Here is a 22812-nt window from a genome sequence, read left to right as displayed (position 1 = left end):
GGTCAGCCTCCAAGCGGCAGTGCGTGGGTGATGTCGGCGCGGAACGGCACTGGCAGGCCGGCGGCTTGCGCATTCGCGCCCGTGATAGTGATGATCCGGAACGGCCCGCCGGCCGCGAGCCGGGTCGCTTCCGCGCAGGCCAGCGCGCCAAGGCGCGCGATCTGCTGCTGGTCGAAGCCGGCGCCGCGCAGCGCCGCATCAGCGCATTCGCCCTGGTCGCCGGTGATCTCGATGATCGCGAGCGCCATCCTGCGGATGCTGTTTGTGTCCGCGAGCGAACGGGCCTGCGCCCAGTTGCTGCGGAGATCCTCCAGCGCCTCGGCAAAACTTGGGCCCCGGCCATGGATGCAATGGCCGGCAGCGATCCCCCCGGGGTAGAGCACGCCGCGCACGGCGGACTCATCCGGATGCTCCGTGCTGACCGAGAGATCGGCCCAGGCCGCCGGCCCGGCTTCCCCCGCAATCGTGCGCAAGGCCTCCCTGATGGCGATCGGGGTCATCTGCGAATCCTCGGAGGCGATGGGTTTGGAAAGGCTGGTCGTCGCCATGGCGCTCACTCCGCGGCCTCAAGGCGCCGGGCGCGGGTGAAATCGGCATAGGCTGCGGCGCGGGCATCGGGGCTGGTCGCCTCGATCATCGCCTCATGCAGCTGGCTGAATTTGCGCAGCGCCTGGATCGCGATCCATTCCTGCACCATGCCCCAGCGCCATTCCCCGGAGCGCACCGTCTTGCCGTCGCTGGTCATCGCCTGGAGATCAAAGAAGGTGGCCTCCGCATCGGTGCCGACCACCAGCTCGTAAAACCCCTCCGACCGGTCGTCATGACCGAGTTCCAGCGTCTCGATACTCACCGGGAAGTTGCGGGCCATCTCAGGCCCCCGGCAGCGTGGCCGCGGGCTTGGCGCAGCGCGGCGAGAGGTCAGCCGCTGGCTGCCCGGCCGCGCCAGCGCGTTCGCCGCTCCGCCGGATGGTCTCGCGATCGCCGTCCGTGCTGACAAAACTGATCTCGCTCATCCCCGTCATCCCGCTCTCCCTCCGGGGAGGGCGCTGCCAGCCCGATGGGCGGCGCGCCTCTCCGTTCGATACTGGAACGATAACTTAAATTATCATCGTGTCAATAATGAAAGTTATCGAAATCGCCCGGGGCGCACCGTCGATCGAGACTCGACTTGTCCTCCGCCCTCTGGCTTAAATGAGAACATAACACGAACAGAAGGGATGTGTGATGAGCCTGGCCTATTCGGGAAGTGGTGAGCGGCCCGAACTGTCTTACGTCGCGTCGCTGGACATCCAATGCGAGGATTGCGGGCGCACGAAGCGGATGTGGCCGGGCGCGATCCAGGAGGTGATCGGGCAGGGGACGCGCACCCTGATGGGCCTGCACAACCGGCTGTCCTGCTCGGTCTGCCGCGAGCGCGGCGGCCTCGGCAAGAACATCAACCTCGTGCCGATTTTCAGGAGGAGCGCATGACGATTCCAGCGAACCGACGTCAGGCAACCCAGGATCGGAACATGGCCGGCGGCGCCCTGGCGCGCCCTACAACAGGATCGTTAGATACTGTTGTATGTGATTGTGATTGTGATTGGCATGCCTGCAGCATCTGCCGCGGCAATGCCCCAGCACATGCTGCAGCATGTGCCCCGGCATATGCCGCAGCTATGCAGCAGCATCCCGCCGATCGATCAGACACCCCTGGCGTTTGCACCGTTCTTCCGGGGCTTCATGCGCGAGACGCTTGGCCTGTCCGGCGAGGCACGAAGCGCCCTCCGTGAGCGCATCCGGACCAGCCTCAGTCTCGTGGGCGAGGATGCCAGCGGAGGGCTGAAGACGCCGCCGGCAATGGCGCGGCTGCTGGAGATCAGGGCGGGGGCGTTGCTGGACATTCCATGCGAGGATTGCGGGCGCACGAAGCGGATCTGGCCGGGCGCAATCCAGGAGGTGATCGGGCAGGGCACGCGGACCCTGATGCGCCCCCGACAACCGGCTCTCCTGCTCGGCCTGCCGCGAGCGCGGCGGGCTCGGCACGACCATCACCCTCGTGCCGAGCTTCAGGAGGAGCGCATGAACCGCCATTGGACCGAGGGGCTCGAACACGCCACGCAGTTCGTCATCTTCCCGCCGCTCGGCCGGGAGGCGGAGTTCGGCGCGGCCAAGCCTCGCCTGCTCGCTCATCTCAAGGCGCGCTTCCCCGATTACAGCTTCGGCCTCACCGCGATCGCCATGGACGACGAGATCAGCATCCTGCCGGTCTGCGGAACCGTGGGGGACGATGCCAGCGGCAGGCTGAAAAGGCCGCCGGCGATGGCGAGGATGCTTGAGATCAAGGCGGCGGTAGGGGCGTTCGATCCCGGGCGGGCGGGGCTGAGTTAGGGGCGCGCGGGGAGGGCAATGGGGACGTCAATTTATCGGAGACTCTTGAGGAGCGGTGTCTGGTGACCGGAGTAGGCCCAGAGCCGGCTTCTTGGATGTCCGCTGCTGGGAGTGATACTTCAGCGGCAGCCGGTGTTGGCTCATTGCCGCTGCTAGGAACATCCGCTTCCTGAGAGTTGGCTGATTACGCTCGAACTACTGTCAGGCGGCATTGGGACCAATCGCGGTGCCCAGGCCGATTTCAGAGCGAAGTTCTTCACCTTCATGCCGCCGTTACGAACACATCGGAGGCAACGTCGCTGGCAAAGAAGGTCCTTGCGATCTCCCGGCTCGGGATCTCGACCTGCGCCCGGTCGAGGTCGCAGCAGGCCAAGGCGTCGACGAGCGCGTTCATGATCGGGTTGTTCGCCCAAAGTCCGCCATCGACCATCACGTAGCCATTGTTCGGCAGGGCTTCGAAGTAGGCCGGGGCCGCGGCGGTCGAGAGGCCCACCTTCACCATGCGCTCGACCCGATCGCGCTTGTAGTCGGGATGGTGCGGGGTCTTGAAGATCCACGGCTCGCCGTGCCAGCCCTCGAAGGCGAGGTGCGCGGCTGAGCTGGCGAGCGCGTCCATAGTGGCTTGCGCAGTTGACCGGTGGTATTCGCACGGCGCTACTTCACGCGGTGAACCCGCCGTTCCTGCACGAATCGTTTCGACATCCCCGGCTATTGGGCGACCGGCTGCGACGGTCACCGACGTCGTGGGCGCGCGGACACAGGCCGGAAGCCGCGGCGCCCGGGTTTTTTGGACATCCCGCGGCCGCCACGCCGCCGTTGATCGTGTGGCCATAATGTGGCTCAGCATTGCACTGCGGGCGGTATTCGTCCGCAACGGGGTCCGCCATGGCCGACATTGTTGATTCAACGACCCGCTCGAGGATGATGGCGTCGATCCGTGGCCGGAATACCGCGCCTGAGGTGGCGCTCCGCTCCGCCATCCACCGGCTCGGCCTGCGCTTTCGGCTGCACTGCGCCGGGCTCCCGGGGCGCCCCGACGTCGTGCTGCCCCGCCACCGCGCGGTCGTCTTCGTCCACGGATGCTTCTGGCACCGTCACCCTGGCTGCCGGCTCGCCTACAGCCCGGCCGAAATCCTGCCGCCGCTGTCGGAGACCGATCCGCCCAAGGGCATGGCCGAGGTGGTGATGATCGCGGTCGTGCCGGCGATCGTGAACGCGGTCGCCCACGCCATCGGCAAGCGCTTCTACAGCCTGCCGATCACGCCCGAGAAAATCCGAGAGGCGCTGGCATGACCATCGCGACCCGCACGCTCTCCCTGACCATCAACGACGAGGCCGTCGGTCCCATCGACGTGCCGGAGACGATGATGATGCAGGATTTCCTCTACGAGTATCTCAACCTGACCGGCTCGCGCATGGGCTGCGGCCAGGGCATCTGCCATGCCTGCACCGTGATCGTCGAGAAGGGCGACGGCTCGCTCGAGGAGATGCGCACCTGCATCACCGGCGCCCACTGGTTCACTGGCCGCAAGGTGAGGACGGTGGAGGGCCAGGCCAGGCGCGACGCCACTGGCGCGATTACACAGCTCTCACCGGTCCAGCAGGCCTTCATCGAGCATTTCTCCTTCCAATGCGGCTACTGCACCCCCGGCTTCGTCACCGGTGCGACGGTGCTGCTCGACCAGTTGAAGCGCAACCCGGTCCGGCGCGAGGCGCTGGAACAGGTGATCGGCGAGGCGCTCGACCGGCATATCTGCCGCTGCACCGGCTATGTCCGCTATTTCGAGGCGGTGCGCGATCTCGTCCTCAGGACACCCGGCTTGGTGAAGGCGTAGCGCGCATGGCGAGGAAGCTGCTTCTGGCCGTGCTGACGGTCGCCTTCATCGGTGCGCTCGCGGCGGGAGCCGTCTTCCTCGGCCTGTTGGAGCGCAGCGTCGTTTCCCGGGATATCGAGCAGCCGCTGACGGCGGAGCAGATGAAGGGGCTCGTCAAGCGCGGGGCCTATGTCGCCGTCGCCGCCGATTGCTATGCCTGCCATGTCACCAAGGGCGGCGCGCCCTGGGCCGGCGGGCTGCCCTTCGAGACGCCGTTCGGGACGATCTACTCGACCAATATCTCGCCCGACAAGGAGCACGGCATCGGCGCCTGGACGCGCGCCGAATTCCACCGCGCGGTGCGCGACGGCGTCGGCAAGAACGGCCATCTCTATCCGGCGATGCCCTATGCCTCCTATCGCAAGCTGACGGCCGGGGATGTCGACGCGGTCTACGCCTTCCTGATGAGCCGCGAGCCGATGAAGGTGGCAAACCGCGCCAACCACCTGCCGTTTCCCATGAATATCCGGCAAGGGCTGACCTTCTGGAACCTCGTCAACCTGTCGGGCGACACCGGGACGGAGGTGGCCGGGCGTTCGGAGGCCTGGAACCGCGGCCGMTATCTGACCGACGCGCTCGCCCATTGCGGCGAATGCCATACGCCGCGCAACCTGACGATGGGCATGAAGGAGAGCGCCTATCTCCAGGGCTCGGAGCTGGAAGGTATCGTCGCGCCCGACATCACCAAGGCCGGGCTGACGCGCATGGGTTTCGATCCTCTGGTCTTCGCAAACTTCATGAAATCCGGCATCTCGGCGCAGGGCGCCATGACCAACCAGATGTTCGAGGTCGTGCATTTCTCGACGCAATATCTGAGCTCCGACGACCTTGCGGCGATGTCGGCCTATCTGTTCGATCTCGACACACTGCCGGAGCGCGCGACCCCGCCGGCGCCGCCTCAGCCGGTTGCCGTTGCCGCCGGGACCGCAGCATCGGCCCGCGCCACCTATCTCGCCGTCTGCGCCAGCTGCCATGGCGTCGAGGGGCAGGGCATCCCGCATGTCGTGGTGCCGCTGGCGACCAACGCCTCGCTGCGGCTGGCAGATGCGCGCAACCTGAACCGGGTCATCCTCTCCGGCATTCCGGCCCAGCGCTTCCCCGGGCTCGAGCGGATGCAGCCCATGCCGGGCTTTGCCGCGCAGCTCAGCGACCAGGAGGTCGCCGACCTCTCCAACTGGCTGCGGGCGAACTGGGGCGGCCAGAAGCCGACCGTGACGGTGGAAGAGATCCGGCGGCTGCGCTAATCGGCCAGCCGTCTGCGCAATCTGCGGGCGACGAACTGGGCACTCAGGTCGGCGCGGGCTTCGTTCCTCAGCGCCGGGGCTTGGCCCCGAGCCCCCGCAATGCATAGGCGATGACCTGTTCGATCTCGGGCCTCGCATGCTCCGCGCTCAGCGCCATCATCGTCGGGTGCATGAAGCAGACCATGGTCGTCTTCACACAGGCTGCCCCGGCTGCCGCATCCTCGACGCTGAAATCGCCTGAAGACTGGCCGTCCTCGACGATTGTCCTGATCAGGCCTTCGACGCGCTGGATGTAGCGAAGACAGACGCCCCAGCTTTCAGCCATCGCGTCCTCGACCATGTCGTTCACGCGGCTATTGGTCATGAAATGCCGCTCGCTGAGCTCCGAGAGCGCAAGCAGGAAGGCGGCAAGACGCTCGGGAGGGGACGATTGTCCGGCGGCGATCACCGCGAGCTCGTCGCCGATCTGACTGAGCAAAAGCTCGGCCACGGCCTCGTTGATGGCCCTCTTGCTGTCAAAGAAGCGGTAGACATGTGCCGGGCTCTTGCCGAGTTCGGCCGCGATCTCCGCGACCGTGGTCTTCTGGTAGCCAATGGTCGTGAACAGCCGCCGGGCGACCGCGAGAATCTCCTGCAGCGGCTCGATGCCGTCCTGCCGCCGGCTCGCATTCTCGCTCTGGGCAGTCACGCGCGCCGTGTAACGGGATGGATGTGTCACCAAGGCTACTCCGAGACAATCGTGAGGTTCGATCGTCGAGCCGGATACGATTCCGGTCCGATGATCTGGTGGGCAACCGAGGTCGCGAAGCTCGGCACAAGCGTGACTGGCTCCGGCCCCGCCGGCGCGCCACGCTCATCCAGCGACTTGCGGAACCATAGCGCGTAGAGCGCCGGCAAGAACAGGATCGTGAGAAAGGTCGCGACAAAGAGCCCGCCCATGATGGTGACGGCCATCGGGCTCCAGAATGCGCTCGACGACAGCGGGATCATGGCGAGGATCGCCGCAAGCGCCGTCAGCACCACGGGCCGCGCTCGCCTGACCGTCGCGTCGACGATCGCCTCGCGCCGGCTGTGCGATCCCGATGCGACATCGCTCTCGATCTGGTCGACGAGGATGAGCGTATTGCGCATGATCATGCCGGCGAGTGCGATCAGCCCCAGCAGCGCGGTGAAGCCAAAGGGCTGATGGGCGAGATTGAGACTTGCCGATGTCCCGATCAGGCCAAGCGGCGCCGTCATGAAGACCAGGGCCAGGCGGGAGAAGTTCTGCAGCTGGATCATCAACAGGGTCAGCATCGCGAGAAACATGATGGGGAAGAGCACGAACAGCGCGGCGTTCGCCTTCTCCGACTCCTCGACTGCGCCTCCTGTCTCGATACGGTAGCCAGGCTCCAGGCCATTCTTGATCGACTGCAGGCGCGGCAGGATCTGCGCCGTCACATCCGGCGGCTGGACCCCGTCCACCACGTCGGCGCGCACGGTGATGACGGTGTCGCGGTTGCGCCGCCGCAGGATCGGATCCTCGTGGACATAATCGAGCCTTGCCACCTGGGACAGCGGAACGGCGACGCCGTTGCGGGCGACGATGGTCAGGTCGCCGACATGGCCGAGATCCAGCCTTTCGCTTTCGCCGGCCCGCGCGACCACGGCGACTTGCTCGACGCCGTCGCGAACGGTCGTGACGGTCGCCCCGGAGACAAGGGTCTGCAGCGTCTGCGAGACATCCTGCACGTTCAGCCCAAGGGCACGGGCCCGCTCCTGATCGACCACCAGCCTCACCGAGGGCGACATCTCGTTCCAGTCCAGATGCGGGTTGACCGCGTTCCTGTTGGTGCGAACGGCGTCGCGGACCTGGTAGGAGATCTCGCGCACCTTCATCGGGTCCGGGCCGATCACGCGGAACTGGACGGGAAAGCCGACGGGCGGTCCGAAGGAGAAGCGGTCGACGCGCGCGCGCGCCTGGGTCAAGGCGCCAGCGCCGATCGCGGCATCGAGGCGCGACTTGACGCGCTCTCTGCCCTCGATCGACTTCGTCAGGATCACGATCTCGGCGAAGGCCTCGTTCGGCAGCGTCGGATTCAGGCCGAGCCAGAACCGCGGGGAGCCCTGTCCGACATAGGCCGTGAAGGTCTGGATGTCGGGATCGCTCTGGCCGATCAGCTTTTCGGCCTCGGCGACGACGCCGGACGTGGCTCCGATCGACGAGCCCTCGGGAAGGCGAAGCTGCAGGAACAGCTCCTTGCGCTCCGATAACGGGAAGAATTGCTGCTGGACGAAGCCGAACCCGACGACAGCAGCAGCGAAGATGCCGACCGTGACGACGACAGTCGTCAGCCGCCAACGCACGCAGGTCTGGATCGCCCGGCGCAGGGCGCGATACAGGCGGGTATCGTAGATCGCGCCAGGGTCTCCATGCGCGCCGCCCTTGGACAGCGACGACGGCAGCAGCAGGACCCCGAGATAGGGCGTGAAGACCACCGCCACGATCCAGGACAGGGCGAGCGCGATCCCGACGACCCAGAAGATGCCTCCGGCATACTCGCCCGCACCCGACTTCGCGAAGCCGACGGGCAGGAAACCCGCGACGGTGACGGCGGTGCCGGTCAGCATCGGGAAGGCGGTCGATCGCCAGGCAAAGGCTGCGGCCTGGATGCGGTCGTAGCCCTGCTCCATCTTCACCACCATCATCTCGACCGCGATGATGGCATCGTCGACCAGCAGCCCGAGCGCGATGATCAGCGCACCGAGCGTGATCCGGTGCAGGTCCATGCCGAGCATGTACATCACGACGAAGGTCGCTGCGAGCACCAGCGGCACCGAAAGCGCGACCACGATCCCCGTGCGCCAGCCGAGCGACAGGAAGGAAACGCCGAGCACGATGGCGAGCGCTTCGACGAAGGAGCGCTCGAACTCGAAGATCGACTCCGCGACGATCTCGGGCTGGTCGGCAATCTGCTCGAACTTGACCCCCTGCGGCACGTCCAACTGGAACGCGCGCGTCGCGGCGGCCACGTCCTTGCCGAAACTCAGGATATTGGCGCCGCGCGCCATCACGACGCCCACGCCGAGCGCGGGTTCGCCGCGTTGGCGGACAAGAAAGCTCGGTGGGTCGACGAAGCCGCGCGTCACGGTTGCGATATCGCCGAGCCGGAAGGTGCGTCCTCCTGCATCGACCGGCGTTTCGGCCACCGCCTTGACGCCGTCGAGCGCTCCGGTGACGCGAAGCGGAATGCGTTGCGCGTTCGTCTCGACGGTCCCGGCGGGCGTCACGTCGTTCTGGCGGGCCAGCGAGTCGAAGAGCGCCTGCGGCGCCACGCCGAGCGTCGCCAGCTTGGCATGGCTGAACTCGACATAGATGCGCTCCGGCTGGACGCCGTAGATGTTCACCTTCGCGACGCCGGGAACCCGGAGCAGCCGTTGCCGCAAGGCATCGGCGACCTTCTTGAGCTGAGCGTAGTCTGCGCCGTCGCCCGTCAGCATCGTGAGGATCGAGTCGACATCGCCGTACTCGTCATTGACATTCGGGCCGATCACGCCCGCCGGCAGGGAGGGCCGGACATCGTCCATCTTCTTGCGGAGCTGATAGAACAGGCCCGCGACCTCGGCCGGCGGCGTGCTGTCCTTGAACGAGATCTGCATGGCCGCAAAGGACGGCTTCACATAGGTCTGCACCTTGTCGAAATAGGCCAACTCCTGCAGCTTCTTCTCGATGGGGTCGGCGACCTGGTCCTGCATCTCGCGCGCCGTGGCGCCTGGCCACACCGCCGTCAGCACGGCGTCCTTGATCGTGAAGTTCGGATCCTCCGAACGCCCGAGCCGCATGAAAGACAACGTCCCCGCTATCGCGATCACGATGATCAGGAAGAGGACGAGGGCGCGGTGCTCGACAGCCCAGCGCGAAAGGTTGAATTCTTTCATGGCGTCCTGGGCCTTCTCAGAATGAGAATTGATCGACGGCGCGAACGGTCAGGCCGGCGTCGAGCTTCTGCGCGCCAAGCAGGACAACGCGGTCGCCCTCCGCGAGTCCGCCAGAGACGATCACGTCCTTCGCTTCGTAGACGGCGACGGTGACCGGCTTGGCTGCGAGCTTTCCGTCCGGGCCCACAGTCCACACCGACGGCCCCGCGCCCTGGTTGACGAGCGCTGTCAGCGGCAGGCGAACGATGCGCTCGGGATCGGAATCGGTCAGGGTTACGGTCGCCGTCATGCCGAGTTGCACTTCCGGGCCTGCTGCCGCGACAGGGAAGCGCGCGAGATAGGTCCGCGTCGCGGCGTCGGCGGCAGGCGACAGTTCACGCAAGGTCGCGCCATAGCGGACCCCGGCGTTCGACCAGAGCGTGACGACGGCCTTCGCCTGTCGCGCGCGTTCGACCGAGGCCTCCGGGATCGCCACGACGGCCTCCTTTTCTGCTGTGCGGGCAAGCCGGATCGCCGCGTATCCCGGCTGGACGACCTGGCCGGGCTCGACCGCGGTCGCGGTGATGACACCGTTCGCGTCGGCGCGCAGGACGGCGTAGGACGAGGCGTTCCTGGCGAGGTCCAGCGCACGTTCAGCGCGGGCGAGGCGGCTCCGCGCCTCCTCCGAAGCGGCGCGCCTTGCGTCGAGCGTGGCGGCTGTCGTCCACCCCTGCTTGATCAGCGACCTGGCGCGATCGAAATCGGCCTCGGCCTGCGCCCGGCTTGCGGCCGCTGCCGCGCGCTCCGCCTCGGCCTGTGCGACCTGGAGCCCGAAATCGGCCTCGTCGAGCGTGGCGAGCACGTCGCCGTCCCGGACCACGTCCCCGACATTCACGAGCCGCTTGGCGACCTTCCCCTGCACGCGGAAGCCAAGATCGCTTTCGACGCGGGCACGAATGACACCGACGAGGCTGCGCTCGCCGGTCCTTGGCTCGAAGGCGACGGCCGGAGCCAGGACGGGGCGGGCCTGGTCGTGCGTTTCGGCGCGCTCTGCGCCGTCCGAAGGCCCGCAACCGGCGAGCACCGCGGCGAGCCCCACAATGGATGTGGCGCGAAAGACGTTGGAAAGCAGTGGTGATCCGCGCATGGCGCCCTCGAACTGTTGTGAGGCCGGACAGGGGTGCTGCGGAAGGTCTGGATCGCGGGTTTGACGCGCGGATCGCACCTTCAGGAAACACCGGTAGCGCAAGCATGATCGGCTAACGTGTGACGAATGTCAATATTCGTCACACGTATTTTGTTATTTGATTATCGTCGCTGCGGGACCTTCCGCCTGGGCCGCCCCGGCGCTCGCCGCGTTCGGGGGGCGGTCTCCGCGAAGTGTCCGTGTTCGCTGAAAGGGGCCGTAGCGCGCACCGCGCGTCAGCTCGAGCGTGGTCGTGAGAGCGCTGACGGTGAGCCCGAAATCGCCGCGCGCGTTCGATCTGCCGCTGGCGCCGCCGGTCGCACCGGGGAGGGCGCCTTGCCCGACCAGCGAATCCTGGTAGAGCGGAATTCCGGCTCCTTTCGAAGGAAATCGCAATGCCGGATCTCTCCACCCTCATGCTCTTTGCCGCCGCTTCCGTGGTGCTCACCGCCACGCCCGGCCCCGACATGCTGCTGATTGCCTCGCGCAGCATCAGCCAGGGGCGCAGCGCCGGGTTTTTGACCTATGCCGGCATCGCGCTCGGCACCTATTGCCATGCGCTGGCCGCCGCGCTCGGGCTCTCCCAACTCTTCCTGACCGTGCCGATCGCCTATGAGATCCTGCGCTGGGCCGGCTGCGCCTATCTGCTCTATCTCGCCTGGAAGACCTTGCGCTCGGACGGAGCAGGGTTTTCTCCGACAGCGACGCTGCAGCGGCTGTCAGGGCGGCGGATCCTCGGGGAGGGCCTTGCGACCAACCTGCTCAATCCAAAGATGGCGCTCTTCGTCCTGGCGCTGTTTCCGCAATTCGTGACGCCTGAAGGCGGCTCGATGGTGGCGCAGATGCTGGTGCTCGCCACCATCATCAACGGCATCGGCTTCCTCGTGAACGGCGCGGTGATCCTGCTCGGCACCCGGCTTCGTAGCCTTGTTGCCGGCCGGCTCCGCTTCCCCAGGTTGCCCCAGTATCTGCTCGCGGGTGTGTTCGCGGGGCTGGCCTGCCGTCTCGCGCTCGGGGCCAGGAACTGAGCGTGCCTCGCGCGTGACACGACACGAGGCAAAAAAACGCCCGGCCGCGGAAACCGTGGCCGGGCGTTTTCAAGAGCTGAGCTTTCGCCCTTACTTCGCGGCGCTCGCGAAGGACTGCCAGCGCTTGAGGAACTCGTCGCGCTTGGCCGCGGCTTCGTCCTCGTCGATGCCGAAGACCTTGACGCTGTCCATGGCCGGCAGCTCGACATGTTTGGAGACGTCGATGTCGCTGCGGCTCGGCCGGCGGAAGGCGTTCTCCAGAAGGGCGATCTGGGCCTCCTTCGAGAGCATCAGGTCATAGGCGGCCTTTGCCGTGGCGCCGCCCGGCGCGCCCTTGATCAGCACCTGGAATTCCGGCGTGCTGAACGTGCCCTCACTGGGGTAGACCAGCGAGATCTCGCGCTGGCCGCCGGCGACATAGGCATAGGCATTCGACTCGAAGGTCAGTCCGATCGGGTATTCGCCCTGGCCGACGCTGCGCAGCACCGTCGAGGCGGCGCTGGACACCGTCAGGTTCGCGGCGAGCGCCTTCAGCCCATCGGGGCCGAGCAGCTTCTCGACGCCCCACAGGATCGTATAGGCGGTCGAGCTGTTGGCGGGGTCGGCGATGATGATCTTGCCCTTGAAGGCCGGGTCGAGCAGCTCCTTCCAGGTCTTTGGCGCCGGCTTGCCGCCGAGCTGGTTCTTGTTGACCATGGCCACGACGAGATGGACGTTCGAGGCGGTCCAGAGGTTCTCCGGCTGGCGCAGGGCTGCCGGGATCGCGGCGGCTTCCGGCGAGGCATAGGGCTCGAAGAGCGGCTTGAAGGCGCCGAGCGTATTGGCGCTCGAGCTCCAGAACAGATCGGCCTGGGGCTTGGCGGCTTCAGCCTCGATCCGGCGCAGGAGCTGGCCGGAGCCGCCGGTGATCGTGCTGATCTTGAGTTTTGCCTGCTTGTCCTTGGCGACGCCGAGCACGGCGTCCACGGCCTGGGCATTGTTCGAGGTGTAGAGCACGACGGTGCCCGCTGCACCCTGGGCGAAAGCCGGTAGCGCCGGTGCGGCCGCAAGGCCCGCTAGCCCGGCAAGGACGGCGCGGCGGTCGATCAGGTTTGTCATGGTCGTTCCTTTCTCCCCGCCTTCCCCTTGCTGTGTCCGGACGGCGAGGCGGAGCCGGCCCGGCTTGGTCGTTTTCTGGAACCGTTCAGGCCTTTGACGAGAACAGGTCGATCTTGAAGACGCGGGTCGCGACGATGATCGGGATCAGGATCACCGCGACCAGCACGAGGCCATAGGCGGAGGCCGAGGCCATCAGGTTGGAATCGATCAGCTTGTAGATCTGGATCGGCATCGTCTCGCGCCCGCCGGAATAGACGATGATCGAGGCCGAGAGCTCGGCGACGGTGGTCGTCCAGGTCAGCACCGCGGCCGCGGCGACGGCCGGCAGCATCAGCGGCAGCACGACCTTGAAGAAGGTCGCGACCGGCGGCACGCCGAGGCTGACCGAGGCCTCCTCGATCGAGTTCGGGATATTGTAGAGCGTCGAGGAGGAGTTGCGGATGCCGAAGGGCAATCGGCGCACGACATAGGCGAGCACGATGATGCTCGCCGTGCCGGTCAACGGCAGGAAGCCGGTGTTGAAGGACATCACCAGGCCAAGGCCGATGATCGTGCCCGACAGCGCCAGCGGCAGCGCCGTCAGATAATCCAGCGCCGGCGTCAGGATATTGCGCTTCTTGACGATGAGATAGCTGACGAGCGCGCTGAAGGTGATGCCGATCACGGTCGCGACGGCGGAATAGGCCAGCGTGTTCAGCACCGGATCGGGCGCGATCCGCACCAGCCGCTCGACATGGGCCGTCGTCCATTCGCCCCAGCGCATCACCGGGCCGCGCGAGACGGTGAAGGCGCCGATCACGATCGAGCCGAGCGGCAGCAGCGAGACGACGACGAGCAGCCCGGCGAGCAGGCCGATGAACAGGCCGGGCAGGCCGCGCAGCCGCTCGGCCCTGGCGCCGCGCCCCTGCGTGACCTCGTGGCGGCCGCGCGAGACGATCCAGCGCTGCACGAAGAGCACGATCATCACGAGCGCGATCGAGACCGTCGCCAGCGTCGACTGCATCACCGGGTCGGAGCCGCCCTCGGCGACCGCCGCCTGGTAGGTCAGCACCGAGAGCAGCGGCACGCGGCTGCCCAGAATGGTCGCGGTCGCGAAATTGCCGACGACGAGGGTGAAGACGAGGAGCGAGCTGGCGAGCACCGAGGGCAGGACCACGGGCAGCATCACGCGCAGCCGCGAGCGCGCCGGCGAGGTGCCGAGGCTCTGGGCGGCTTCCTCGAGCTGGACGTCGAAGCCGCGGATGGCGGCGAGCGTGCCGATATAGATGTAGGTGTAATAGGTGAAGGTCATCACCGTGATCAGGCCGGGCCAGCCGTAGAAGCTCGGGATGTCGATGCCCCGCGCGCCGAGATAGCGGGTGATGAAGCCGTTATTGCCGAGCATCATCAGCCAGGTCTGGGCCGCGATGACCTCGGGGATGACGAGCGTGATTAGCGGCAGCACCGCGACGATCGATTTGCCCGGGAATTCGAAGCGCGCCGTGAAATAGGCGAGCGGCACGCCGATCAGCGTCGTGGTCAGGGTGACGGCGACGCCGAGCACGATCGTGTTGAGGATGGCGGCGAAATATTTCGGATCGGCCGCGAGCAGCGCCCAGCCGCTATGGCTGCCGCTGCCCAGGCTGCCGGTCAGCACCCTGAGCAGGGGATAGAGCAGGAACACGGCCAGGATCCCGAGCGCCAGCGCCGAGAACCAGAACCAGACCGAGCGGAACTGCCGGCTCATGATGCGAGCACCAGCGTCCGGGCCGGATCGAAGCCGAGGCCGACCTTGGCGCCGGGCTCGAAACGGTCATGGGCGCCGCTCTGGAGATCGACCGCCAGAACGCGCCCGCTGTCGAGCACGACCTTGTAGCTGGTCTTGCCGCCGAGATATTGCCGATGCGCGATGCGGCCGGGCAGGGTGCCGGCGCTGCCGGGCTCGGCGAGCAGGATGTCTTCGGGCCGCGCCACCAGCGTCGCGCGGCCGGCCGCGAGCGCCGCCGGCGCACGGGCCGCGATCGCCGTGCCGTCGAGCACGACCGGGCCGGTCTCGCCGGCCTGGCGCGCCAGCGTGTCGACCTCGACCAGATTGGCGCCGCCGACGAAGTCCGCGACATAGCTGGTGCGCGGCTCGCGATAGATCTGCGCCGCCGTGCCGACCTGCTCGAGCCGGCCCTGGTTCATCACGCCGATGCGGTCGGACATGGCCAGCGCCTCTTCGCGGTCATGGGTGACGAAGACGGTGGTGATCTTCGCCTCGCGCTGCAGCTCGACGATGGTCTCGCGCACCTGCAGGCGCAGCTTGGCATCGAGATTGGAGAGCGGCTCGTCCATCAGCAGCACCTGCGGCTGGATGACGAGGGCGCGCGCCAGCGCGACGCGCTGGCGCTGGCCGCCCGAGAGCGCGGCCGGATGGCGCTGGCCGAGATGGCCGAGGCCGACGCGCTCCAGTGAGGCCTGGACCTTGGTCTTGATCACGCCTTCCGCCTGTTTGCGGGCGCGCAGGCCATAGGCGACATTGTCGAAGACGGTCTTGTCGGGAAACAGCGCATAGTCCTGGAAGACCATGCCGATATCGCGCTTATGCGGCGGCAGATGCGTCACCTCGGTACCGCCGAAGCGCAGATGCCCACGCTCGGCCGGGACGAAGCCGGCAATGGTGCGCAGCAGGGTGGTCTTGCCGCAACCGCTGGGGCCGAGCAGGGTGAAGAAGGAGCCCGGCTCGATCGTCAGTTCGAGCCCGTCGATGACGCGCTGGCCGCCATAGGCGACGGCCAGATTCTCGATCGCGATACCCATATCTCCCCCTCGGTGCTGGAACTCCGGCGGATCGGCGCCGTCTCGGAGCGGGTTGGCTCAGTGTTTCATGCTGGTCTCGACGAGCCGCAGCATCTCGCGGTGGCGCGCGGGATCGCCCGCCGCCATGATGCGCTTGCCCGTGCTCTGGGTGAGCGGCTGGCCTTCCCAGTCGGTGACGACGCCGCCGGCCCCTTCGATGATCGGGCGGAAGGGCGCGAAATCCCAGAGCTTCATCCTGGTGTCGAAGGCGGCATCGGTGCGCCCGCTCGCCAGCAGGCCAAAACTCATGCAGGCGCCGCCCCAGATCCGCCAGGCGGTCGCCGCGCGCATGGCGTCGAGTGCCGGACGCTCCTCGTCGTCGAAGAAATCGGGATTGCTGGCGGAGAGAATGGCCTCGCCCAGCGCGCCGCAGGCGCGGGTGCGGCAGGGGCTGCCATTATGCAGGGTCGGCCGGCCCCTGACGCCGATCCAGCGGTCGCCGGTGACGGGATGGTCGATGATGCCGATGATCGGCTCGCCCTCGCGCATCAGCGCGATCAGCGTGCCATAGACCGGCAGGCCGGCAATGAAGGCGGCGGTGCCGTCGATCGGGTCGAGCACCCAGACCAGATCGGCGTCGGAATTCGCGGAGGCTTCCTCCTCGCCGATGATGCCATGGCTGGGAAAGCGGTCGGCGATGCGCTCGCGCAGGCGCCGTTCGATGCGCGCATCGAGCGCGGTGACGAAGCTGCGGTCGGGCTTGACCTCGACATCGGGCCGGACGGTTGCCGCCTCCCGCAGGATGCTGCCGCTCTCCTGCGCCAATTGCCAGGCGAAGGCGAGCCAGCTGTCTTCCTCTTCCTTGGAGCGCATCCCCGCCTCACCACCGCTTCGAGATGTCATCAGAATGTCATGATACAAGAAAAATACAATAAGTATTTTGCTTCGCCGACTATGGAATTGAGCGCCGTGCGGGCTCGGGACGAGGAGTAATGCGCGGAAAAACCGCCGGGCCGCGCCCCGCCGCCCTTAGGGAATGCCGATTCGGCGCGACACAGCGGCCCCAACGCCCCGCGAAAACTTGTTAGCCGGGAAGCAAGCGCACGGCCAGCGCGGCGTTCACCCGCCGCCGCGCTCCGTCGCTTCTGAGCCGTCCCTTATTTGACGACGAAGCCGTGGGCGAAGGGGTCGCGATCGTCGATGAAGATCGTGTTGATGCCGGTCATCCGGGCCCAGCCGGCGATGGAGGGGATGATCGCCGGCTTGCCCGCGACGGTGGTCGCTGCCTCGACGCGGCCGTTGAACAGCGAGCCGATGATCGATTCGTGCACGAACTCGTCGCCGACCTTGAGCCGGCCCTTGGCCGCGAGCTGCGCCATGCGCGCCGAGGTGCCGGTGCCGCAGGGCGAGCGGTCGATCGCCTTCTCGCCATAGAACACGGCATTGCGCGCATGCGCTTCCGGCTTCGTCGGCTTGCCCGTCCACTGGATATGGCTCAGGCCGCTGATCTGCGGATGCTCGGGATGGACGAACTCGTATTTGGCATTGAGGGCGGCGCGCAGTTTTGGCGACCAGCCGACGAGCTCGCCGGCGGTATGGTCGGCCATATCGCGAAAATTCTTCTGCGGCTCGACGATCGCATAGAAATTGCCGCCATAGGCGACATCGACCACGATCTCGCCGAGCCCTTCGACCTCGGCCGTCAGGCCTTCGGCGGCGAGGAAGCCCGGCACATTGGTCAGGCGCACCTCCTCGACGAAGCGGCCCTCCTGGCGATAGGTGATGTCGACCTTGCCGGCGGGCGCCTCGATCGAGAGCTTGCCCGGCTCGCGCGGGGTGATCAGGCCGTTCTCGATGCCCATGGTGATCGTGCCGATGGTGCCGTGGCCGCACATCGGCAGGCAGCCGGAGGTCTCGATGAAGAGCACGGCGACGTCGCAATCGGGCCGGGTCGGCGGATAGAGGATCGAGCCCGACATCATGTCGTGCCCGCGCGGCTCGAACATCAGGCCGGTGCGGATCCAGTCGAACTCACGCAGGAAATGCGCGCGCTTCTCCAGCATGTCGGCGCCTTCCAGCCGCGGGCCGCCGCCCGAGACGAGGCGGACCGGATTGCCGCAGGTATGTCCGTCGATGCAGGAGAAGGTGTAGCTGGCCATGGTCCGGGCCCTTCAGAAGCGCTGCGAGGAAAAGGGGGCAAGGTCGATTGCGGGCTCGCGCCCGGTCAAGAGATCGGCGACGAGCCGGGCGGTCCCTGCCGATTGGGTCAGGCCGAGATGGCCGTGGCCGAAGGCGTGGATCACGCGCGGCGTGGCCCGCGCCCGCCCGATCGCCGGCAGGCTGTCGGGCAGCGAGGGGCGAAAGCCCATCCACTGCACGCCGCCCTCGGACTTCAGGCCGGGCAGGAAGAGGCGCGCCTTCTTCAGCATCGCCTCCGAACGGGCGAAATTCGGCGGCAGATTCAGGCCGCCGAGCTCGACGGCGCCTCCGACGCGGATGCCGGTCGAGAGCCGGGTGGCGACGAAGCCGTGGCCGCCGAAGGTGATCTGCGTGCGCAGGTCGAAGGCGTCAGTGGGGAGGGTGGTGTTGTAGCCGCGCTCGGTTTCGAGGGGAATGTGCTCTGCGAGGCTGCGGGCGATCAGATGGGAGAAGGCGCCCGCTGCGATGACGACCTGCGGCGCGCAGCGTGTGCCGCCGTCGCGCGAATGGATCGCGACAGTATCCCCGAGTGGCGTGAGGCCCGAAACATCGAGACGCTCGATCACGCCACCCCGGCTGCGGAACGCCTCCGCGAGGGCAAGGGTGTAGAGTTTGGGATCGGCAATCGAGTACCAGCCGGGCGTGAAGGTGCCATGCGTGAAGCGCGGCGCAAGGCCGGGCTGGATCTCGGCCATGCCGGCGGCATTCAGATGGCGGAAGGCGACGCCGTGCTTTTCCCGCGCCTGCCAGCCGGGAAGCGAGGCTTTCAGCTCGGCTTCGCTCTCGTAGACTTGGAGGTTGCCCTCCTTGCGCAGCATGTAGCTGGTGCCGGTGGCCTGCAGCAGCGGCTCGAGCTCGGCTTTCGACAGGTCCATCAGGGCCGTCTGCGCCGCCGTGGACTGCTCCACGTTCCGGGGCGAGCAGGCTCGCCAGAAGCGATACATCCAGGGGGCGATCTGCAGCGCATAGCGCGGCGGCACCGAGAGCGGCCCGAGCGGGTCGGCGAGCCAGCGCGGCGCCTTCTTGAGAATGCCGGGCGATGCGAGCGGCAGGATATCGGTGAAGGCGAAGGCGCCGGCATTGCCGGCTGACGCGCCGGCCGCCGGTCCTTCGCGATCAAGCACGATGACCGACAGGCCGCGCCCCTGCGCCGCGATCGCTGCGGAGAGGCCGACGACGCCGGCGCCTATGACGATGACATCGGGATCGGCCATCAACGAAGACCTGCTTGGCTCAATCGGCGAGCGGACGCGGCGTRGCGGCGGAAAGCTCCGCCGCCACGCCCGACCTTAAACCCGCCCTCAGGCGGCATATTTCTGGACGGCGCCGGGAAGCGTGTTCCAGGCCGCATACCAGCTGTCGAAGAGCGCGAGCTGCGCCTCGGCATAGCCGCGCTGGCTCGCGGTCAAGGCATCCGTCTCGTTGAAGTGCAGGGTGTATTCCTTGGCCCCCTTCAGCACCATCATATGCTTGAAATAGAGCACGAGATCGGGACCCTCGTCGAAGGACGAGAGCACGCCGAGAGCCTGTTCGAGCTCCAGTGCGCGCTGGCGCGCCTCGGCATCGCCGGCCGCCGCCGCCTGGGAGAGCTTGCAGAGATGGATCACTTCTTTCGGCAGCACATTGCCGATGCCGGTGATCGCGCCCGTCGCGCCGCAATTCACATAGCCATGGACGACGGCGGTATCGACGCCGATCATCAGCGAAACGTCATCGTCGCCGCTGGTGATGGTCTCGGCGGCGTAGCGCATGTCGGCGGGACCGCCGAATTCCTTGAAGCCGACGAGGTTCTTGTGCTCGGCCCGCAGGGCGAAGAACAGGTCGGCCCGCGTCGCGAAGCCATAATAGGGGCTGTTATAGATCACCGCCGGCAGATCCGGCGCAGCCGAGAGGATCGCCTTGAAATGCGCCTTCTGGGCGAGGAGGACGGTGCCGCGGGACAAGACGCGCGGGATCACCATCAAGCCCTGGGCGCCGACCTTCTGCGCATGGGCCGCGTGAGCCACCGCTAAAGCGGTGTTGACCGCGCCGGTGCCGACGATCACCGGAATGCCGGCCTTCACCAGGCGCTCGACGCCTTCCATGCGCTGGGCATCGGTCAGCAGCGGCCAATCTCCCATCGAGCCGCAATAGACCACCGCCGACATGCCTTCAGCGATCAGCTCCTTGCCCTTGCGCACCAGGGCATCGAAGTCGGGGGTTCGATCCGCCTTGCACGGGGTCATCAGCGCGGGGATCACACCGGAGAAAATCTTGGCCTTCATGTCGATCTCCTTCTGGCTTGCCGAATGGTGGAGTTCGCAGCGCCGCAAGGGCGACGATGCTCGTCTCTGCGTCCTGATATATCTGTTTGCATATTATTTGTCGACAAGAATTAGGCGAGCGTCCTAAAGGGCAATCTCCAGGCGCTCGTCGCCGACCATAAGCTTCTGGATTTGCTGGACGATCTGATCGGCGTGGGCCTTGCCGAGGCGCTCTGCTGCGACGACGTCCCGGGCGATGATCGCGGCGATCATCGCTTCATGCTCCTCGACGAAACGCTGCGGCAGCCGGTCCTCGTAGGACTGATAGTAGAGCCTGAGGAAGCGCCGCCCTTCATCGAGCAGGCGGCTGAACAGGCTGTTGAAATACGGGTTGCGGCCGGCCTCGGCGATGGCGGAATGAAACGCCGCGTTCGTCGCGATCATCGCCAGCGCGTCCTGCGCCTGCACGGCGGCGGCGAATTCCTTCTGCCGGGCGCGGATGGTGACCAGATCCTGCGGGCGATGATGCTGTGCCGCGAGCTGCGTCGTCACCCGGTACATCAGCACGAGGGCGTCGAAGAACGGCGACATGTTGAGGAAATCGAGGTTCGACACCATCGTCGAGCGGTTGGGCAGCGTGTCGATCAGCCTTTCGCCCGCCAGCCGCACCAGCGCCTCGCGAATGGGCGTGCGCGACATCTTGAATCGCTCGGCGAGCTGGACTTCGTCGATCGGGCTGCCCGGCGGCAGCACGAGGTCGAGGATCTCGTCCCGCAGCAGATCATAGACGACCTTCACGCCCGAGCCGCGCTTGCGCTCGGGAGCGGCGGCAGATTGTTTCGTCGTCTTCATCGGCAGATCCTCTTGTCGACAAGAAGGATACTGGCGGCGCCAAGGCGGATCAATCGCTTCGAGGGGCGCCTTGCGCACGCAACGAAACGAAACTCGCCTGACGCACAGCCAAAGCGGGAAGGGCGGGCCCGCTCTGGGCCCGCCCTGAAGATCGATGGCGACGGTGATGGATCGGCTCGACCGTCCTGGTCCGGTCACTTCGCGTTGGCGGCTTTCTCGATGATCTCGGCGACGACGGCCGGCTTCGAGACATAGACGGCATGGCTGCCCTTGGTCTCGACGACGGTTGATCCGGCGCGCTTGGCCATCTGGTGCTGGGCCGGGGGCGGGATCATGTGGTCGTCGCTGGCGACGAGATAGAAGCTCGGCTTCATCTTCCAGGCCGGATTGGTGACCGCGCCGGCCAGCGCCGCGACGCCCCAGGGCACCTGCGAATCCGCCATCAGGGCGGCGGTGTCGGCATCGACATCGGCGGCGAAGGCGGCGGCGAACCTAGCCTTGTCGAGGGCGAGGAAGCCGTCGACGGGCGGCAGGATCGGCGGGACTGATGCGCCGGGAGGCGGGTTGGCGATCAGCGAGGAGACCGACTCGCCCTGATCCGGCGCGAAGGCGGCGATGTAGACGACCGCCTTGACCTTCGGATCGGTGCCGGCCTCGCTGACGACGACGCCGCCATAGGAATGGCCGACCAGGATGACCGGGCCATCCTGCTGGGCGATCGCCCGCTTGGTGAAGGCGACATCGTCGGCCAGCGAGGTCGTCGGGTTCTGGACGATGGTGACGCTGTAGCCCTTTTTCCGGAGGATATTGTAGACGCCCTGCCAGCCCGAGCCGTCGACGAAGCCGCCATGGACGAGGACGACGTTCCTGACGGCAGGGGCGGCCTCGGCGGCGGTGCCGGCGACGACGGCGGAGAGGGCAACGGTAGCGGAGAGGGCGGCGGCAGCGATCAGGGACTTGGTCATGACGGTGGCTCCTTCCTGTTTCTGCGATAATCATTATCGCGATATGTAACTCGATACAGAGGCCCCGCGGCCTTGTAAAGCGATTTCTTTATCGCGATATTGTTTTTCGAGATCTGGGCCCGCGAGGCCCCTGGAGGATGCCGATGACCGATGCCCCGACGCTGCCGCTCGACGGCCAGCTCTGTTTCTCGATCTATTCCGCCTCGCTGGCGATCCAGCGCGTCTACAAGCCGATGCTGGACGCGCTCGGCGTGACCTATACGCAATATCTCGTGCTGAGCGCGCTCTGGGAGCGGGACGGCCTGACGATCGGGGCGATCGGCGAGCGCCTCGCGCTCGAGCCGAGCACGATCACGCCCGCGGTCAAGCGGCTCGAGGCGGCGGGCTTTCTCGCCCGTCGGCGCAGCACCATCGACGAGCGTCTGGTCGAGGTCCATCTCACGGAGAAGGGCAGGAGCCTGCATCCCAAGACAGGGTGCCTGACCGATGCGCTCTTGCGCCATTCCGGCTTCGCCGTGCCCGAGATGATCGAGCTCAACAGCCGCGTCCAGGCCCTGCGCCAGGGCATGCGCGACGCAACCGGCGCCCACCAGGCGGCCGGAGCGGAGGGCGTGGAATGACCATGTGATCGACCGCCCGGCGCTATCGCTCCATCGCCTCGAGATTCCCGAGCACGCGACGGAGTAATGCGATCAGCGTCTGCAGGTCTTCAGCCGAGAGACCACGCGTCATCTCTTCATTGCTCTGCTGAAGGATCGCCCGTCCCGCCGGCAGGCGGTCGCGTGCCTCCTGCGTCAGCGAGATCAGGCTGCTGCGGCGATCGGCCGGATCGGGCTCCCGCCGGATGATGCCGTCACGCTCCATGCGCGCGAGAAGCTGCGCCATTGTCGGCTGTTCGACCCTTGCCCAGCGCGCGAGCTCGGTTTGCGATCGACCGTCCCCGTCTTTCAGGGCGGCCAGCACCGGAAGCTGAGCGGTGGCGAAACCGATCTTTCCGAGGCGTAGATCACCGATCCGGGCCAGGCCGCGCGCGATCCGGCTGAAATAATGGCCGGGATAGGCCATCGGGTCCCAGTCCTCGGATGTCATTGCATAG

Annotated in this window: 24 protein-coding genes; 7 read left to right on the top strand and 17 right to left on the bottom strand. The window is 66.8% G+C overall.

What is annotated here, in order from left to right:
* Positions 1-2: 2 nt before the first annotated feature.
* From AC1DGP_RS03805 to AC1DGP_RS03795, 3 genes are read right to left on the bottom strand one after another with little or no spacing between them, the layout of a single operon-like run.
* Positions 3-548: a hypothetical protein gene (locus AC1DGP_RS03805; protein ID WP_441504729.1), complete on the bottom strand. Its 546-nt coding sequence runs from the start codon at positions 546-548 to the stop codon at positions 3-5.
* Between the two features lie 5 nt (positions 549-553).
* Entirely contained in the window at positions 554-868 is a 315-nt protein-coding gene (locus AC1DGP_RS03800; protein WP_441504728.1) for a hypothetical protein, read from the bottom strand.
* Between the two features lies 1 nt (position 869).
* The gene (locus tag AC1DGP_RS03795) at positions 870-1013 is read right to left on the bottom strand and encodes a hypothetical protein (protein ID WP_441504727.1); all 144 of its coding nucleotides are present in this window, start codon (positions 1011-1013) and stop codon (positions 870-872) included.
* A gap of 211 nt (positions 1014-1224) precedes the next feature.
* On the opposite strand from AC1DGP_RS03795, the gene AC1DGP_RS03790 reads away from it, so the two are divergent.
* Positions 1225-1470 (top strand): hypothetical protein, encoded by a 246-nt coding sequence (locus tag AC1DGP_RS03790; RefSeq protein ID WP_113518228.1) that lies wholly within the window; start codon positions 1225-1227, stop codon positions 1468-1470.
* Between the two features lie 117 nt (positions 1471-1587).
* Positions 1588-2370, top strand: a complete 783-nt coding sequence (locus tag AC1DGP_RS03785; protein WP_441504726.1) for a hypothetical protein — start codon at positions 1588-1590, stop codon at positions 2368-2370.
* A 262-nt stretch (positions 2371-2632) separates the two neighbouring features.
* On the opposite strand, the gene AC1DGP_RS03780 is transcribed toward AC1DGP_RS03785, so the two are convergent.
* The gene (locus tag AC1DGP_RS03780; protein ID WP_441504725.1) at positions 2633-2986 is read right to left on the bottom strand and encodes a patatin-like phospholipase family protein; all 354 of its coding nucleotides are present in this window, start codon (positions 2984-2986) and stop codon (positions 2633-2635) included.
* Positions 2987-3255: 269 nt separating this feature from the next.
* Here AC1DGP_RS03780 and AC1DGP_RS03775 point away from each other — a divergent pair, with 269 nt between their 5' ends.
* From AC1DGP_RS03775 to AC1DGP_RS03765, 3 genes are read left to right on the top strand one after another with little or no spacing between them, the layout of a single operon-like run.
* The gene (locus AC1DGP_RS03775; protein ID WP_441504724.1) at positions 3256-3663 is read left to right on the top strand and encodes a very short patch repair endonuclease; all 408 of its coding nucleotides are present in this window, start codon (positions 3256-3258) and stop codon (positions 3661-3663) included.
* The gene (locus tag AC1DGP_RS03770) at positions 3660-4205 is read left to right on the top strand and encodes a (2Fe-2S)-binding protein (protein WP_441504723.1); all 546 of its coding nucleotides are present in this window, start codon (positions 3660-3662) and stop codon (positions 4203-4205) included. The genes AC1DGP_RS03775 and AC1DGP_RS03770 overlap by 4 nt, the downstream gene beginning before the upstream one ends.
* 5 nt (positions 4206-4210) lie before the next feature.
* The gene (locus tag AC1DGP_RS03765; RefSeq protein ID WP_441504722.1) at positions 4211-5488 is read left to right on the top strand and encodes a c-type cytochrome; all 1278 of its coding nucleotides are present in this window, start codon (positions 4211-4213) and stop codon (positions 5486-5488) included.
* A 67-nt stretch (positions 5489-5555) separates the two neighbouring features.
* Here the strand turns inward: AC1DGP_RS03765 and AC1DGP_RS03760 are convergent, their stop codons facing one another.
* The 3 genes from AC1DGP_RS03760 to AC1DGP_RS03750 are packed head-to-tail and all read right to left on the bottom strand — an operon-like array spanning position 5556 to position 10532.
* Complete coding sequence (locus AC1DGP_RS03760) at positions 5556-6206, bottom strand: TetR/AcrR family transcriptional regulator (protein ID WP_441504721.1); 651 nt, start codon at positions 6204-6206, stop codon at positions 5556-5558.
* 5 nt (positions 6207-6211) lie between these two features.
* Complete coding sequence (locus tag AC1DGP_RS03755) at positions 6212-9406, bottom strand: efflux RND transporter permease subunit (protein ID WP_441504720.1); 3195 nt, start codon at positions 9404-9406, stop codon at positions 6212-6214.
* Between the two features lie 16 nt (positions 9407-9422).
* Positions 9423-10532 (bottom strand): efflux RND transporter periplasmic adaptor subunit, encoded by a 1110-nt coding sequence (locus tag AC1DGP_RS03750; RefSeq protein ID WP_441504719.1) that lies wholly within the window; start codon positions 10530-10532, stop codon positions 9423-9425.
* Between the two features lie 434 nt (positions 10533-10966).
* Between AC1DGP_RS03750 and AC1DGP_RS03745 the strand changes: the two genes are divergently transcribed.
* A complete protein-coding gene (locus tag AC1DGP_RS03745; RefSeq protein ID WP_441504718.1) occupies positions 10967-11599 on the top strand; it encodes a LysE family translocator in 633 nt (210 codons plus the stop codon).
* A 90-nt stretch (positions 11600-11689) separates the two neighbouring features.
* On the opposite strand, the gene AC1DGP_RS03740 is transcribed toward AC1DGP_RS03745, so the two are convergent.
* From AC1DGP_RS03740 to AC1DGP_RS03700, 9 genes are all read right to left on the bottom strand, one after another.
* Positions 11690-12697 (bottom strand): ABC transporter substrate-binding protein, encoded by a 1008-nt coding sequence (locus AC1DGP_RS03740; RefSeq protein WP_441504717.1) that lies wholly within the window; start codon positions 12695-12697, stop codon positions 11690-11692.
* Positions 12698-12782: 85 nt separating this feature from the next.
* Positions 12783-14423 (bottom strand): ABC transporter permease, encoded by a 1641-nt coding sequence (locus AC1DGP_RS03735; RefSeq protein WP_441504716.1) that lies wholly within the window; start codon positions 14421-14423, stop codon positions 12783-12785.
* Positions 14420-15478 carry an ABC transporter ATP-binding protein gene (locus tag AC1DGP_RS03730; RefSeq protein WP_441504715.1) on the bottom strand — a complete coding sequence of 353 codons (1059 nt, stop codon included), beginning with the start codon at positions 15476-15478 and terminating at the stop codon, positions 14420-14422. Before AC1DGP_RS03730 ends, AC1DGP_RS03735 begins: the two co-directional genes overlap by 4 nt.
* A 57-nt stretch (positions 15479-15535) precedes the next feature.
* Complete coding sequence (locus tag AC1DGP_RS03725; protein ID WP_441504714.1) at positions 15536-16360, bottom strand: inositol monophosphatase family protein; 825 nt, start codon at positions 16358-16360, stop codon at positions 15536-15538.
* A gap of 254 nt (positions 16361-16614) precedes the next feature.
* Positions 16615-17616, bottom strand: coding sequence for a 4-hydroxyproline epimerase (locus AC1DGP_RS03720; RefSeq protein ID WP_441504713.1), 1002 nt, complete (start codon positions 17614-17616; stop codon positions 16615-16617).
* Between the two features lie 12 nt (positions 17617-17628).
* The gene (locus AC1DGP_RS03715; RefSeq protein WP_441504712.1) at positions 17629-18870 is read right to left on the bottom strand and encodes an NAD(P)/FAD-dependent oxidoreductase; all 1242 of its coding nucleotides are present in this window, start codon (positions 18868-18870) and stop codon (positions 17629-17631) included.
* Positions 18871-18957: 87 nt separating this feature from the next.
* The gene (locus AC1DGP_RS03710) at positions 18958-19920 is read right to left on the bottom strand and encodes a dihydrodipicolinate synthase family protein (protein WP_441488636.1); all 963 of its coding nucleotides are present in this window, start codon (positions 19918-19920) and stop codon (positions 18958-18960) included.
* 123 nt (positions 19921-20043) lie between these two features.
* Positions 20044-20751 (bottom strand): GntR family transcriptional regulator, encoded by a 708-nt coding sequence (locus AC1DGP_RS03705; RefSeq protein WP_441504711.1) that lies wholly within the window; start codon positions 20749-20751, stop codon positions 20044-20046.
* A 194-nt stretch (positions 20752-20945) separates the two neighbouring features.
* On the bottom strand, positions 20946-21716 hold the full coding sequence (locus AC1DGP_RS03700; RefSeq protein WP_441504710.1) for an alpha/beta hydrolase: 771 nt from the start codon (positions 21714-21716) through the stop codon (positions 20946-20948).
* Between the two features lie 143 nt (positions 21717-21859).
* Between AC1DGP_RS03700 and AC1DGP_RS03695 the strand changes: the two genes are divergently transcribed.
* Positions 21860-22336, top strand: a complete 477-nt coding sequence (locus tag AC1DGP_RS03695; protein ID WP_441504709.1) for a MarR family winged helix-turn-helix transcriptional regulator — start codon at positions 21860-21862, stop codon at positions 22334-22336.
* A gap of 22 nt (positions 22337-22358) precedes the next feature.
* Here the strand turns inward: AC1DGP_RS03695 and AC1DGP_RS03690 are convergent, their stop codons facing one another.
* The gene (locus AC1DGP_RS03690; protein ID WP_441504708.1) at positions 22359-22805 is read right to left on the bottom strand and encodes a MarR family winged helix-turn-helix transcriptional regulator; all 447 of its coding nucleotides are present in this window, start codon (positions 22803-22805) and stop codon (positions 22359-22361) included.
* Between the last annotated feature and the right edge of the window lie 7 nt (positions 22806-22812).

Source organism: Allobosea sp. 05T433 (assembly GCF_056396065.1).
The sequence above is the reverse complement of the archived record's forward strand: the minus strand, read 5'-3'. Positions and strand labels throughout refer to the sequence as shown.